We start from the raw sequence: 15,758 nt of genomic DNA on the forward strand, positions 1-15,758 counted from the left end.
CAAATATTCGATAGAATTCTATATTTTCACAGCAAAATTACAATTATTACATAGCTATGCAAGTAACTACAGCTGAAACCATTCCTATGATCACCAACACGACGGTTGTCTTTGGATTGTTGATGGGGATATTAGGTCTGGTATTTTACACCTCTAATCTGACAAATAAATACATTAAAGGGTTCTATAATATAATCCCACCCTTATTGCTCTGTTACTTTCTGCCTGGATTATTGAATTCCTTTCATGTAATTGACGGGGAAAATTCCCCGCTAACGAGCATTGGTAGTCGATATTTCCTACCCGCATGTTTAATTATGTTTGTATTAAGTTTAGACCTCAAACAAATGTGGGCCTTGAGAAAAAGAGCTGGTTTAATGTTTATTACAGGTACCATTGGAATAGTTCTTGGCGGACCGATAGCTATTTATTGTACCGCTATTTTTGCACCTGAGGTCGTTGGTGGTACCGGGGCAGATGCCGTCTGGCGTGGATTGGGTTCCTTAGCGGGGTCTTGGATTGGAGGAAGCGCTAACCAGGTGGCATTGAAGGAAATTTTACAACCCTCTTCAAATTTATTTTCCTCAATAATAGCTGTTGATGTATTCGTTGCATATATATGGATGGCCTTTTTACTTTATGGAGCAAGTAAATCCAAACAGTTTGATAAATTTTTTAAGGCGGATTCGACTGATGTAGACGAATTAAAAATCAAGATGGATGAAAAAGTAAAAGCTAATAGTAGAACCCCAGAAACCAAAGACTTCATGATTATGATTGCTTTGGCCTTTGGCGGAACCGGACTAGCCACCTTATTAGCTGAACCATTAGCCAGCTTTATGGCTACTCATTACCCCGAGACTGAAAAATTTTCATTGACGAATAGTTTTTTTTGGTTAATCTTATTTGCTACAATTATAGGGATTTCTCTTTCCTTCACAAAAGCCAAAAACCTCGAATATGCAGGAGCCTCTAAAATAGGTACCGTGATGCTCTATGTCCTCATTACCACTATAGGCATGCAAATGAATATTTTGGCAATCATGGATAATCCTGGTTTGTTTATTGTGGGTATAATTTGGATCTCTTTCCATGCATTATTACTATTAACTGTCGGAAAAATATTCAAAGTTCCATTCTTTTATTTTGCTGTAGGAAGTATGGCTAACATTGGAGGAGTTGCCTCGGCATCAGTAACATCTGCCGCATTCCACCCCTCCCTTATATCGGTCGGTGTGATTTTATCGGTATTTAGCTACGCTATTGGCACCTACGCCGGATGGCTGACAGCGATCTTAATGCAAATGGTATCCCCAGGCTAGTATTCTGAATTTTTAATTTCTTGAACAACACTCTCCACCGAACAAATTCGTTTGAAGCAATAAATCAACTGAGTAAAATCCCCGAGAGATGTTGGGGATTTTTTTTTAATTTAGACGTGTTTAAACAGAAAATCATGGGAGATAACATATTTTATAGAGGACAAGTTTTGTGGTCTCAAATCGATGCAAATATGCATTTACGTCATTCTGCCTATGCCGACTTTTGCGCTCAAGCACGTAGCAATATGCTCAATCAAATAGGCCTTTCACTTGATGCATTTAACAAACAAAAGATTGGCCCCATTCTTTTTAGAGAAGAATTGAACTACCTCAAAGAAATAAGACTTGACGAATATATTTCAGTGAGCACGGAAATCACAAAATACAATTTACACAATTCTCGGTTTTCCTTTCGACATGAAATCTTTAGAGAAAACGGTATGCTGGCTGCTGTTGTTGACGTAGATGGTGCATGGATGAATCTGAAGGAAAGAAAACTGACAGCCATTCCATCCGAATGGAAAGATTTAATCGATAAGATTCCAAAATCCAAAGATTATATCCAGATTAACGATTAATATTCTAAAGGTTTATTCGCTATCTTTGAACTATGTTATATATCGTTCCCACACCCATAGGAAATTTGGAAGATATGACCTTCAGAGCGGTTAATGTTCTAAAAAAGGTGGATATTATCCTTGCTGAAGACACCCGTACGAGTGCTCCATTATTGAAACACTTTGGTATCGAGAAGAAAGTGTTTGCCCATCACCAGCATAATGAGCATAAAGCAGTTCAGGAAATTATTCGCTTTTTAAAAGAAGGTAAAGAAATAGCCATGATATCAGACGCTGGGACACCTGCTATTTCTGACCCGGGATATTTACTAGTTAGAGAATGTATCAAAGAAGGTCTTTCGGTACAATGTTTGCCTGGAGCAACTGCATTTGTTCCTGCATTGGTCAATTCAGGTCTTCCTAATGACAGGTTTTGTTTTGAGGGATTTTTGCCCGTAAAAAAAGGAAGACAAACCCGACTTAAATTTCTTGCTCAGGAAAAAAGGACGATGATTTTTTATGAATCACCCCATCGAATTCAAAAAACGATCGAGGAATTTATACTTATATTTGGTCAGCAAAGACAAGCCTCAATTTCCAGAGAAATTAGTAAGCTTTATGAGGAAAATGTTCGTGGCAGCCTTCAAGAATTAAAAGAGCATTATCAGACTAATCCTATCAAGGGAGAATTTGTTATATGTGTTGGCGGACTATAATTGAAAAGAATTAATATTGTTAATCCATAAATATCGTTTTGATGACAAATTACCAAATTGACAAATATTTACAGGACGGTCAGGACCCAAAGGTTGTTGAGAAAATCCATAGTAAGATCATGGACATGTTAACCCCTTCAGAATCCATTAATTATATTGCATTACAAAAAAAACCTGCCGTTACCTTACTACCTGATAGCATTACGCTCAGTAACAAGCGCTTGTTTTTATGCGAGTTTACGAAACTAGGTTTAGCCACTAATTTTGAAATATTTCCCTGGCAGGATATTAAGGACATTTCCTTCAAAGAAGAAATATTTGGATCTAAGGTTACTGTAATCCCTTTCACGGGAGAGAACTTAACTGTTGATTATATTCCAAAAATTCAGGCAAGAAAACTCTATCAATTAATCAAAGCTGCTCTAGATAATCTACAACAGGAAAAATCTCAGAAAAAAACTGAAGAAAAAGGGAGAATCGTCATTCAGAATCATCCAAATTTCAACACTCCAAATACCGGAAGTAATCAAACAGTAGAAAAGCCACGATCTTTTCAAGAAAAATTGGAACAAAAACCTGAAGTCTCAAAGTTTGAGGATGCAATAAAAACAGAAACCACTCCTATTTTCACTTCTGTTCCTGAAAATAAAACATCTTCCACCGAACCCCAAGATGAAATAACTTTAAAGCTCGTAAAACTTAAAAATCTATTCGACAAACAACTCATCACACAGGCTGAGTATGAGACAAAAAAAGCAGATATTTTAAGTAGTTTATAAATCCATGAGAAGAAATTATTTATTAGCCTTACTTAGTTCATTCATCTTATGGCTTGCCTGGCCACCGATGCCCTACACTAGCGTATTACTTTTCATTGGATTTGTTCCGTTACTTATAGGAATAGAACATGTTATCCGGGGGAATTACAAGAAAAAAGGGCGGAAAATATTTGGGATGGCCTTTCTTAGTGGGTTTGTGTGGAATACAGCCTCCATATACTGGGTTTATAATGCAATGCATGCGAATTTAGATGCATTTACTTCTTTGCTAATCGCATTGATTCCTTTTGCCTTAGCCCCATTATTGATGGCCTTAGCATTTAGGTTATATTATCAAATGCGAAAAAGGAATGATTTACCATTAAGTTTCATGGGCTTAATCTCCTTTTGGATTTGCTATGAATACCTACATCAAAGCTGGGAACTTTCTTTTCCTTGGATGACTCTTGGAAACGGATTCGCAAATTTCCACCAACTCATCCAATGGTATAGTTTTACTGGCGTGTACGGTGGAACTTTATGGATTTGGCTGGCAAACTGCTTAGCTTTTTTAGGAATCTGGCAATACAAAGAAAAAATCCAAGTTTACTCAAATAAGTATGTAATGTCCGCTTGGGCGGCCCTTGTTTTAATTCCGAGCATATCTTCCATCATTTGGTATAGTAATTACCAAGAACACGTAAACCCTTCGCAAGTCGTCGCCGTTCAACCCAACATAGATCCCTATTCAAAATGGAGCTCCAACCCATCCGAACAATTGGATGTCTTGATCAATTTATCTCAAAAGGTAGCCAAATTGAATACAGAATTTTTCATTTGGCCCGAGACAGCAATCTCCGATAAAAACGGAATTAATGAGGATGATTTTAGGGAATACAGACAGTATTCTGAAGTGCTAACTTTCTTAGACCCTTACCACAATGGGAACTTGCTCTCGGGTATTGAGAGTTATTCAATTTATAAAGATCGAAAAACCGAGACGGCACAAGCCATTGGACACGCTTTTCATGATAGATTTAATGCTGCCGTATTAGTTGATGGCAGTAGTAAATTACAATTCTATCATAAGTCAAAACTAGTTCCTGCAGCAGAAAAAATGCCCTTTGGTAAAACCCTCCACATCCTTACTCCTTTTTTTGAACACTTTGGAGGTTCAACAGGTGGTTATGGAAGCCAGGCGGAACCCAGCGTTTTTTATTCAGCAAGTGGCATCGGAGTTGCTCCGGTAATATGCTACGAATCTATTTGGGGAAATTATGTTTCACAGTACATTCAAAAAGGTGCACAGTTTATTGCCGTTATCACTAATGATGGATGGTGGGGAAATACTTCTGGGAAAGATCAACATTTACAATACGCTAAATTACGAGCTATCGAAAACCGGCGGTGGGTTGTTCGCTCAGCCAACACGGGTATTTCTGCTTTTATAAACCAACGTGGTGATATCGTACAGCGAAGCTCTTGGTGGGTACCCACAGCACTCTCTCAGGAAATAAATTTGAACGAAAAACTCACTTTCTATACCAAATATAGTGATTTAATAGTCTATTTTTCGTTCCTAACAAGTTTAATATCAATTAGTTTAATCTTTGTCAGAAAAACCAAATTATCAAAAAAATATCCTCACGAATAATTACCTTTGTCCCCATGCAAGTTTATTTTGATAATGCCGCTACTACATCTATGGATAAAGATGTTATCCAAGATATGGTAAAAATATTGAATGAAAATTATGGAAATCCATCATCCATTCACGCTCATGGCAGGGAGATGAAAACCATTGTTGAAAAAGCAAGGAGAACGGTTGCTAAATTATTGAATGCTTCACCTTCGGAGATTTTTTTTACCTCAGGTGGTACCGAGGCGGACAACATGGCTATTGTACGAGGGATACAGGCTTATAACATTACCCATGCCATCTCTTCCCCTTTGGAACATCATGCCGTTCTGCATACCTTAGAAGATTTAGAAAAATCAGGCAAGATCCATTTAGATCTCCTAAATGTTGATTCAGTGGGGAATATTGATCTTTCTCAGTTAGAGAATTTACTTCAAAAGAATCCCAAGACATTTATTTCCCTAATGCATGCAAATAATGAACTTGGAAACTTAACAGATATAAGAAAAGTAAGTGAATTGGCGCAGCAATATGATGCTATATTTCACTCCGATACGGTGCAGACCATGGGACATTACAGCCATGATCTATCTGAAATAAAGGTTGATTTTATTACCGGTGCAGCCCATAAATTTCATGGCCCAAAAGGTGTTGGATTCCTATATGTTAATTCACGTAACAAAATAAAACCGTTAATCTTTGGAGGTGCCCAAGAACGTAATTTACGAGGAGGAACAGAGAATGTTTATGGAATAGTTGGTTTAGCCAAAGCATTAGAGATTGCCTATGACCAGATGCAAGAACATCAAAATTATATCCAGTCCCTGAAGAACTACATGAAAGAAGAATTAACTAAAAACATTCCAGATGTAAAATTCAATGGAGAATTAGAAGCAGAGAAATCCTTATATACGGTTCTAAATGTTTCCCTTCCTTGCACCCATATGGGGGATATGTTATTGTTTAATTTGGATATTAAAGGTATTTCTGCATCCGGTGGTAGTGCATGCAGTTCAGGATCTGACATTGGTTCGCATGTTTTAAAAGCCATAGCGGCCGATCCGACTCGGCCATCTGTTCGATTCTCCTTCAGTAAATACAATACTAAAGAAGAAATTGACTATGTGGTTTCAGCATTAATTGAAATTTGCAATCACAAATAAAATATTCAAATAATAAAAGGTAGAACGAAGGACAATAATGTTGGCCTCTTTTCTACCTTTTATTTTTAAAATACAAGATTCAAGATGAATCCGTTTAGTTAATTTTAACTAAAATATATTTTTCAGCCAAATCTCCCTTTATTTCTTTGCCCGATAGATCCAGCTGATTCAGCTGATTATCACCAATTTTGAAGTTATAATCTATGTTTTCTAAGCTCAATATGTCCTTATCTACATCCCATTTGCCCGTATGTTCAAATACTTCCTCGCTCTTACCAAGATAAATATAGCGCAAATGAAAATTTTTGTTGTTATCGATACTAAGAATCGTTGAGATATTAGTGCAATCTGCACACGGCAACTTACCCTCATAGGTTCCAATCACTGAATATCCCCTTAATGCATTATCATCATTGCTCACCAACTGATTTACATTGGTTTTGTTGTTTACACAACTGAACCCGAAAATCAGCATGGCTAAGAGAATCAACGAAAAAGATAGTGCACGCATAATAAAAACATATGGTAATTAAAACGCAAAAAAGATACCATAATTTCTGAAATCAAGAAATTTAACACTATTCATCTTCATCCAAAAGTCCACTGGCCATCAGATGAGCGTTCTTTAGCTCTCCCAAGGCGTGAAAATTACGCTTTGATTGGGCAATTTGCATTCCGATCTCATAGGTGCGCAGAGCCGATTCTTTTTCTCCTTTACCCTCTAAAAATTTTCCAAAATGATAATAAGTTCCAACGTAATCAGGATAATTGGTAACCAAATCCTCAAAACCAGCCTGAGCACCTGCCATATCCCCTAGCTTAAGCAATTCCATAGTCAATGCATACCTTAAAAATGGATCGTTTGGGGTCTCTGATAAAAAATTTTTTAGCTGATCTAATCTTGTTTCCATAAACAAAAGTAAAGATAATTATCGACGAGGAATAAAACTTCTTTAGGCTCAAATTTACTATGCTAGCATAGAAATGACAAAACCATGACTATTGTAATACTAACAATAAAATTAGCCGAGAAATGATAAAAAAATAACACAAACGCCAGACCATAGCATTTTTGCAAACAATTAGCTTATTTAAAAAGAAAAACGCAATTATTAAATCGAAATCTGACACCAAATTCTGCCTAGAGGCACCTTTGAAATCCTTTTTTAAAAATGTAGGTTTGTGTAAAACGCTAGATTTATGAGAATATTAGTTTGTATAAGTAATGTCCCAGACACTACATCAAAAATAACCTTTACGGACGATAATACGACCTTTAATTCGAATGGCATCCAATACATCATTAACCCTTACGATGAAATAGCGCTATCCAAAGCCATAGAGTTGACCGAGGGAGGAAAGGGCACTGTTACTGTCATTCATGTGGGTCCAGAAAGTTCTGATCCTACCATTCGTAAAGCACTAGCATTTGGTGCAAATGATGCAGTACGCATCGATTCGCAAGCAAGAGACGCATGGTTTGTCGCCAATCAAATCGCTTTTTATGTCAAAAACGAAAACTTTGATTTAATATTAACTGGTCGAGAATCAATAGATTATAACGGTAGCCAAATCGCAGCATTACTGGGTGAATTATTGAATTTACCTTCCGTATCGATTGCCAAGAAAATTGATATACAATCGGACCAGGCAATAATCGATCGTGAGATTGAAGGTGGTAAAGAAATCTTATCGGTCTCTCTTCCTGTCGTTATTGGAACCGCTGAAGGAGTTGCTGAGGTTAAAATTCCAAATTTGCGTGGAATTATTGATTCAAGATCAAAACCGCTGCAAGTGATTCAACCAATCGATGTGCCGGAATTGTCTTCAATTAGCAAATTTGAATCCCCAGCAAAACGTGGTGCTGTTCAGCTGGTAGAAGATGTTGATCAATTGGTCCAATTATTACACACCCAGGCAAAAGTTATCTAACCAATTAAGCAAGAAATTATTATGGCTATTTTAGTTTATATAGAAAATACAGAGGGTATATTAAAAAAATCAGCATTTGAAGTTGCATCCTATGCCAAATCGGTTGCCGATCAATTGGGAGAGTCTCTTACCGCCTTGTCTATTGGAAATGTTGAACAGACTGAACTCGAGAAACTAGGAAAATATGGTGTCTCAAAAATATTGAATGCCAATCAAGACAATCTAAAAAACTTTGTCAACAAAGCGTTTGCCTCCATCATTGCTGCGGCAGCTAAAGAAGAACAATCGCAGGTCGTGGTTTTATCCAATTCATTCAGCGGAAAGGGACTAGCGCCTAGACTTGCAGTAAAATTAGAGGCCGGACTTGCCGATGGAGCGCTAAATCTTCCACATTTTGATGGACAAAATATGGAAATCAAAAAATCAGCATTCTCTAACAAAGCCTTTGCTACCCAAATCGTTAGCTCCCCGACAAAAGTTATTGCTCTAAATCCGAATGCCTTTGAGTTAAAAGAATCACCAACAAATGTTGAGGTGGTTCCTTTTACTCCTGACATTCAAGCACAGGATTTTGGCGTTTTAGTAAAAGAAATCGTAAGGGCAACTGATAAAATCTCATTGCCTGAAGCAGAAATTGTGGTATCAGCTGGACGAGGGATGAAGGGGCCGGAGAATTGGGGAATAATTGAAGAGTTAGCTCAGGTATTAGGGGCGGCTACAGCTTGTTCTAAACCTGTATCCGATGCCGGTTGGAGACCTCATTCAGAACATGTCGGACAAACTGGAATCGTTGTCAGTCCTCACTTATATATTGCAATTGGTATTTCGGGCGCAATTCAGCACCTTGCTGGAGTGAGTTCCTCAAAAACCATTGTCGTAATCAATAAAGATCCAGAAGCTCCTTTTTTCAAAGTTGCCGATTATGGGATCGTCGGTGACGCATTTGATATAGTGCCAAAACTTACCCAGGCGATAAAAAACCTGAAAAACAACTAAATTAACTAAACAATGAATCAGTGGCCTTACTTAAAAAATCGTAGGGTCACTTTTTTTTTGCTGTTAATATTAGCATCTTTGTATTCAGGTTAATGTGTTATCAATGAAGAAAATCAAGTTAGATATAGTGGGTTTATCCTATAGTCAGACTCAGTCTGGCGCTTACGCATTGGTATTGGGAGAAATTGGAGGGAACCGCCGATTGCCTGTTATCATCGGTGCATTCGAGGCACAGTCTATAGCAGTTGAAATTGAAAAAATGACGCCTAGCAGACCCTTAACACATGATTTATTCAAATCTTTTGCTAAATCGTTTAAAATTAAATTAGAAGAAATCCTTATTTATAACTTAGTGGATGGAATATTTTTCGCAAAACTTATTTGTTCAGACGGTACGCAGCAAACCGAAATAGATGCTCGCACTTCAGATGCGGTTGCCTTAGCCGTTCGCTTTGAATGTCCAATATTCACTTATGATTTTATCATGAATACTGCTGGAATTGTGATTGAAGGTAATGATTTTGCTTTTTTGGAAAATATTGAAAATGTAGGTAACTATAAACAATCCGAAACAAGCACAGAACAAAAAGAATCAGAAAAATCAGAAAAATCAGAAAAAAAACAAGCTAAAAGCAAACCCTCTCCTTATGCTTCCTTAACCATGGATCAACTAGAAAGTACTCTTGAAAAAGCAATCCAAAGTGAGCAATATGAAACCGCAGCTAAAATAAGAGACGAAATAGAAAAACGTAAATCTTAACTTCTTCTTTCATCCTATAATATCATACCTGATGTCCATTAAACTGAGGTTAACCATTATGAACTTCCTGCAATTTTTTGTTTGGGGAGCGTGGTTAATAACGATTGCTAATTATTGGTTTGGAACCAAAAACTGGGATGGCACGGAGTTCGGCGCCATTTTTTCGACCATGGGGTTAGCCTCTCTTTTTATGCCAACTTTAATAGGTATTATGGCTGATCGATGGATTAATGCTGAAAAGTTATATATTACCTTACATTTATTGTACGCCATTTGCCTAATTTATTTGGCCGGAGTAGATGATCCAGATACATTTTTCACTGTCATGCTTTTGGCCATGATTTGTTATATGCCAACCTTAGCCTTATCCAATTCCATAGCATATACAGCGTTAAATCAAGGTAATTACGATCTCATAAAAGCCTTCCCTCCAATTAGGGTATGGGGTACAATAGGATTTATTGCCGCTATGTGGATTACAAATTTAACGGATAGTAAATCCACCGAAGGCCAATTTTTTATCGGCGCAGCGGGATCGGTACTATTGGGAATTTATTCCATATTTAATCTACCCAAATGTCCTCCTCAACATACCACAAAAGAAAATGCATCCTTTTCCCAAATTTTGGGTTTAGAAGCTTTCAAATTATTTGGAAACTTCAAAATGGCAATGTTTTTTGTCTTTTCAATGTTCTTGGGAGCAGCATTGCAATTGACCAATGCTTATGGTGATGTGTTTTTAGATGAATTTAAATTTTTCCCAAAATATGTTGACTCATTCGTGGTAAAATATTCCACGATAATTATGTCCATATCCCAAATATCGGAAACACTATTCATTCTTGCTATTCCGTTCTTTCTAAAGAAATTTGGAATCAAACAGGTGATGTTGATGGCTATGGTTGCGTGGATCCTTAGGTTCGGATTATTTGCTTACGGTGACCCCTCTTCAGGTCTGTGGATGATTATACTCTCCTGTGTTGTCTATGGAATGGCATTCGATTTCTTTAATATATCAGGATCCTTATTTGTGGAAACGACAACAAACAATAAAATTCGTTCATCGGCACAAGGATTGTTTATGATGATGACCAATGGTTTTGGTGCCGTATTGGGTTCTAGACTCTCTGGTTGGGTAATCGATAAATATTACACCCTTTCTTTCACCAACAGCAATGACTTAGCTGAATTCCTAGATACAACAGCTGAAAATCAAGAACTTTTAAATTTCATCTCCTCCAGAGGTATCCATATTGCAAACGGATTATTTGATCAGAGTATAGAGTTAAAGGATTGGCGTCAAATCTGGCTTTCGTTTGCCCTTTATACGCTTGTAATAACTGTTTTATTTGCAATCCTGTTTCGACACAAGCATTCTTCTTCCAAAGAAATTTAGAAGGCACCTTGTCATCAAAAATTCTTTATTAATCGGGTAACAGAACAGGGATTATTTCCCCCTTCTCCTTAGACCATTACGCCCCGTTCGGTATACGACTCTCGGCTTATTCTAACAGCAAACTTTACTCTTTACGTTCATAAAAAACACAGGTCTGCGCGAGATCTTCTCAGATAAAAAAGACAACGTTATTCTTTGTACGCGCTACATTTACCTTGATACTTCTCCACAATAGGGGGCTTGGATTTGCCACCCAAACTCATTCAGCAACTTTAGCCTTACATTTAGTTTCTGCCCTGATCTGAGTATGTACCTAGCGCATTAATTTCATCTTACACCCTTTATACTCAATTCAGTTTACATTTCCCACGGCAAAGGTTCAAGGATGTTTTGGTTACCTCCTTCCCAAAAGTATCGTTCATGCCCTAGGCACCAAAAAAAACCCACTTCAAGATGAAGCGGATTTTCTTATTATATGAATTGAGGTTAATAGAATGTGACAGTAAGCTTAGAACTGATAACCCGTCCAAGCGAATACGGATGTTTGAGCACCTGTAAGACCTGTTTTTGGAGTTAGGGTAGCGCCGACAATGGTTTTTACATTCGCTCTATTTAAATTGTTTGCAGGATCAAATGAATACTCTATTGAGGTACCTGCTGCTGCATCACCTTTACCATCCTTTAAATCGATTAAGTCAACCTTAACGGCATCCAAATCGTCAATAATGTTTGTTTTGGGACCAAATTTCACAAACGCATTCGTGATAACAGCTTTCGCTCCTCTTCTAATTTTGAATACATCGTGCATGGTCAAGTTTGCTCCACTACCTGGGGCAAGATTTACAATTGTAATTCCATTCACTTTAAAATTAGATTGATTCGCATCAGTAGGTGTATCTCCGTCCATATTGCCATCGGCCTCGATCCCTCTAGGATCAACGGTAACAGCAGTGTAAGATTCCTCTCTAAGACCATATACGTTTGTTAAAGTACCTGAATATCCCTCAGTAAAATCAAACATATCATCCGTACAGTTTAGCACAAATATATTAGATGCGTTAACTGTTCCGCCGAAGAACTCAATAGCATCATCATCACCATGAGCTAAATAAATATTAGAAATTTTGGTTTTATTACCAACACCGTTCAAAGTTAAGCCATTGTGCTCTTTGTCATCTGAAATACGGGCTCCAGTGTATTCAATCCTTACATAGTTTAAGATACCTGAATCATCATCAGCAACAGAACCTCCATATAGAATTGATGTACTTACTTCAGTATTGTTTTCTGCAACTTTTCCTGACGGGCCACTAATTGGAGCTTTACCATTAATGATTACGCCACCCCAGTCACCTGCTTTTGGACTAGATGCTGAAGAGGTAAAGGTAATTGGCTTTTCAGCAGTACCATTTGCAATGATTTTACCACCACGTTCTACCAGTAAAAAAACGTCCGTTCCAGCATCTTTTGCTTTGATCACTGTTCCAGCAGGAATGGTTAATGTAGCTCCGCTTTTTACAAACGCAGTTCCAGATAAAGTATATTCGGTATTTGCATCCAATACCATATTTGAAGAAATATCTCCTTTTAAATCTGTTTCACCAATTGGTTTTGGAGTCACCGAATTGTCTTCAGAACAAGCAGTGAATGTCAATGCAGCCGCTGCTAAGATGGAAAATAATTTTGTTTTCATATTGTTTTAATTTCTATACAAAGGAATACTAATCAATTAACCTTAATGTTAGGTTATTATTAATAAATCGTTAAAATTTATAAGATACACCAACACTAAAGTCAACGCCGGTTTTATAACTCTCAAACAAGATCTCAGGTGCACCACCGGAAAAACCTCTAGTAAACTCTCGTTGAGGATTAAGGATATTTTCTGCCTTAACATTAAATCCAAACTTTTTCTTTACTGTACCATTCAATACAAAATCTAAAGTTGGGAATCCTCTTTCCACGATATTTTCAAAATTGGATGTTCCAAGTGTATAAATACGATCTGAGAAGTAATTAAATATCACTGCAGGCATCAACTCTACATTCGGATAACTCAGCTTATAGGTTAAATCCGCATTGATTAATAAGGGTGAAGCACCTTCTAGCTTATCGTCTGTTTTAGTATATCTTGCTAAAGGGTCATCAAGTTTCTGATTGGAATACAAATAGGAGATATTAAAACCAGCAGATAAGCCGTGGCTACCTTGGGCAGTAGTTATCAGGAATAGATCCTTTTTTATCTCCATTTCAGCTCCCATCACCTTCGCGTGGCTTCCTATATTTCTAAAAGTCATCATCTCACCGCTTGAATTTGCTCGCACACGTGCAATTGGATCGTTGATCATCTTGTAGAATAACCCAACCGAAATTAGTTCACTATTCTTCGGGTATAATTCCCATTTCAAATCCACATTATAAACCTTTGATGGTCTTAAAGAACTATTTCCCTCAATGCTAGAAGTTGGGGCATCGTAGGTCATCCTAGCAACTTCAATAAATTGTGGCATGATGTAGGTTTGGCTACCCGAGGCTCTAAGGATCATTTTCTCTGACAAAGCATATTTCAGATTTAAACTCGGCATAATAAAGCTAGTATCTATTAATGAGGGACCATAAGAATCACTTGAACCCAAATTGGTAGAATAATCTACACGCTGTTTCACTTTGTCAAACCGGAAGCCTAGAATGGCCGTAAATTTATCATTAAATTGATAGGTCCCACCGATGAGCGCACTGTGAATATCTTTTTTACCGTTATAATAAAATTCGTCTAACGCATTCGAACCTGACCCTCTTCCAGTCTGCAGCTCAAAAATATCACCAATTGTCTGGCTATTAAGTATTTGATCAACATCATTTACATCAATATTACTTGGAATCGATCCAATCAATTTATGATTAAAAATAGTGGATCGGTAATCCCTATTGATCATATTTCCATTGTAACCAAAGTCAATTTTACGATCAAATCCTTCATCATTAATAATTTTATAACTCAAAATGGCTTTGGATACCAATCCTGTTTCTTTCATATCCGAATAAAAACGCTCATTCTCTCCAGCAGAATTCGAAGACATATTCATTACGCCATTTCTTTCTAAAAAATTATTGATTCGTCTGTCTGGTTCATTTCCAATAACATAATTAAAACCAACTCCCAAATCTGCTGACCAATTTTCGTTAAAATTTAAGGTTGAATGCAATTGATTAACAAATAAATGATTATCATTTACTTGTTGTCTTCTGGTGAATTCCCGATCTCCCTCTTGTTCATTTTTACCTCGTCCAAAATAATCCGCCAAAACTTGTTTTTGGTCGTGAATATAGAGAGAACTGTAAGAGATGGTATGTCCAGCCCATCCATAACGTAAATTGAGTAATCCAGACTGTGAAACATCATATTGATATTTTGTGAAGTCTTTGTCTAAATAGAGTAACCCTTGTGTATTCGCATTTTGTATTTTACCTTCGGCAAATCTGTATTTAGAATCCAAATTCGCAGAAACAAAAAGGTTTAGAGGATTATTCCCTATCATAAATCTACGACTACCTAATAACTTCAGCCCTGAATTTAAGAGATGATTCTGCGTTTTAGGGTTCCAGTTGTTTTTAAAATCATACTGTTGTAAGTCACTTATTTGCGGTTTAGAACCAGCCGCTAATGTGCCGAACCAATTTGTACCGTCAATTCTCTTAAAATTATCCTGAGTAATTGTTTGACTGTTCAACCCTTGTGAGACGCCAATTTCAAAACTATTTCCACTAGCTTGTTTGGTATATATATCAATATTGGCTCCGGCAACATCACCATTAAGGTTCGCATTAAATGTTTTATTAACACGAATACTTTCAATAACATCTGAACCAAAGAAATCCAATGAAATATTTTTATATAAAGGATCCTCAGAAGGTAATGGCAAACCATTTAAAGAGGTTGAATTGTATCGGTCACCCAGCCCCCTAACAAATACGTTTTTAGCTCCTTGCTGGCGAGAGATACCTGTCATTTTCGTTAATGCTGCTCTTGCATCACTAACGCCTTTTCTATTGAGTTCCTGAGCGCCGATAGATTCCACCATAAGATTATTTTTTCTTCGGTATTCCAACAGTGCAATCTCGCCTACCTTATTGCGTACCCTTTTAATGACAACCTCCTCTATTACGGCATCTTCACTTGTAAGAGCAAAAGATATAAAATCAGATTCTTTTTCATTCTGATTAAAAACTAACTCTTGTGGATTATAACCTAAGAAGGACGCCCGAATCAGAACATCTGTTGTCTTACCCTCAGGCAAGGAAAGGGAGAATTCTCCCTGTGTATTGCTGGTAGTTCCAATTTGATACCCTGGAATTGAAATAGTTACGCCTGCTAAAGGCTTAAGACTCTCAAGGTCCATAACAACCCCTTTTATACCGGATGGTTTTTGTTGGGAATGCAATTGTAAAACCTGGCAACACAATAGCACTATTAAACTGATTTTTTGAATATAACTCATACTCTTTTCTATTATGTTGC

Annotated in this window: 14 protein-coding genes; 10 read left to right on the top strand and 4 right to left on the bottom strand. The window is 37.1% G+C overall.

Features of this window, described 5'->3' with window-relative positions:
- The first annotated feature begins 56 nt into the window (after positions 1–56).
- The 6 genes from AC6CHH_RS07700 to AC6CHH_RS07725 all read left to right on the top strand — a co-directional run bounded on the left by AC6CHH_RS07700 (position 57) and on the right by AC6CHH_RS07725 (position 6,155).
- On the top strand, positions 57–1,322 hold the full coding sequence (locus tag AC6CHH_RS07700; RefSeq protein ID WP_498281469.1) for a DUF819 family protein: 1,266 nt from the start codon (positions 57–59) through the stop codon (positions 1,320–1,322).
- Positions 1,323–1,456: 134 nt separating this feature from the next.
- The gene (locus AC6CHH_RS07705; protein ID WP_498281471.1) at positions 1,457–1,900 is read left to right on the top strand and encodes an acyl-CoA thioesterase; all 444 of its coding nucleotides are present in this window, start codon (positions 1,457–1,459) and stop codon (positions 1,898–1,900) included.
- Between the two features lie 32 nt (positions 1,901–1,932).
- Entirely contained in the window at positions 1,933–2,595 is a 663-nt protein-coding gene (gene rsmI, locus AC6CHH_RS07710) for a 16S rRNA (cytidine(1402)-2'-O)-methyltransferase (RefSeq protein ID WP_498281473.1), read from the top strand.
- 41 nt (positions 2,596–2,636) lie between these two features.
- Positions 2,637–3,374, top strand: coding sequence for a PH domain-containing protein (locus AC6CHH_RS07715; RefSeq protein ID WP_498281475.1), 738 nt, complete (start codon positions 2,637–2,639; stop codon positions 3,372–3,374).
- Positions 3,375–3,378: 4 nt separating this feature from the next.
- A complete protein-coding gene (gene lnt, locus AC6CHH_RS07720) occupies positions 3,379–5,007 on the top strand; it encodes an apolipoprotein N-acyltransferase (RefSeq protein ID WP_498281477.1) in 1,629 nt (542 codons plus the stop codon).
- A 14-nt stretch (positions 5,008–5,021) separates the two neighbouring features.
- A complete protein-coding gene (locus AC6CHH_RS07725; protein WP_498281479.1) occupies positions 5,022–6,155 on the top strand; it encodes a cysteine desulfurase family protein in 1,134 nt (377 codons plus the stop codon).
- Positions 6,156–6,249: 94 nt separating this feature from the next.
- Here the strand turns inward: AC6CHH_RS07725 and AC6CHH_RS07730 are convergent, their stop codons facing one another.
- Together AC6CHH_RS07730 and AC6CHH_RS07735 are read right to left on the bottom strand one after the other, a co-directional pair.
- Positions 6,250–6,666, bottom strand: coding sequence for a copper resistance protein NlpE (locus tag AC6CHH_RS07730; RefSeq protein WP_498281481.1), 417 nt, complete (start codon positions 6,664–6,666; stop codon positions 6,250–6,252).
- 67 nt (positions 6,667–6,733) lie between these two features.
- Entirely contained in the window at positions 6,734–7,066 is a 333-nt protein-coding gene (locus AC6CHH_RS07735) for a tetratricopeptide repeat protein (RefSeq protein ID WP_498281483.1), read from the bottom strand.
- Positions 7,067–7,355: 289 nt separating this feature from the next.
- Here AC6CHH_RS07735 and AC6CHH_RS07740 point away from each other — a divergent pair, with 289 nt between their 5' ends.
- The 4 genes from AC6CHH_RS07740 to AC6CHH_RS07755 all read left to right on the top strand — a co-directional run bounded on the left by AC6CHH_RS07740 (position 7,356) and on the right by AC6CHH_RS07755 (position 11,239).
- The gene (locus AC6CHH_RS07740) at positions 7,356–8,087 is read left to right on the top strand and encodes an electron transfer flavoprotein subunit beta/FixA family protein (protein WP_498281485.1); all 732 of its coding nucleotides are present in this window, start codon (positions 7,356–7,358) and stop codon (positions 8,085–8,087) included.
- Between the two features lie 21 nt (positions 8,088–8,108).
- Entirely contained in the window at positions 8,109–9,083 is a 975-nt protein-coding gene (locus AC6CHH_RS07745) for an electron transfer flavoprotein subunit alpha/FixB family protein (RefSeq protein WP_498281487.1), read from the top strand.
- Positions 9,084–9,186: 103 nt separating this feature from the next.
- Positions 9,187–9,843 (top strand): bifunctional nuclease family protein, encoded by a 657-nt coding sequence (locus AC6CHH_RS07750; RefSeq protein ID WP_498281489.1) that lies wholly within the window; start codon positions 9,187–9,189, stop codon positions 9,841–9,843.
- Positions 9,844–9,874: 31 nt separating this feature from the next.
- The gene (locus tag AC6CHH_RS07755) at positions 9,875–11,239 is read left to right on the top strand and encodes a nucleoside permease (RefSeq protein WP_498281491.1); all 1,365 of its coding nucleotides are present in this window, start codon (positions 9,875–9,877) and stop codon (positions 11,237–11,239) included.
- A 508-nt stretch (positions 11,240–11,747) separates the two neighbouring features.
- Here the strand turns inward: AC6CHH_RS07755 and AC6CHH_RS07760 are convergent.
- Positions 11,748–12,932, bottom strand: a complete 1,185-nt coding sequence (locus AC6CHH_RS07760; protein WP_498281493.1) for a beta-helix domain-containing protein — start codon at positions 12,930–12,932, stop codon at positions 11,748–11,750.
- A 70-nt stretch (positions 12,933–13,002) separates the two neighbouring features.
- The gene (locus tag AC6CHH_RS07765) at positions 13,003–15,738 is read right to left on the bottom strand and encodes a TonB-dependent receptor (RefSeq protein ID WP_498281495.1); all 2,736 of its coding nucleotides are present in this window, start codon (positions 15,736–15,738) and stop codon (positions 13,003–13,005) included.
- Positions 15,739–15,758 lie beyond the last annotated feature (20 nt).

The organism is Sphingobacterium sp. GQ94 (genome assembly GCF_059758715.1).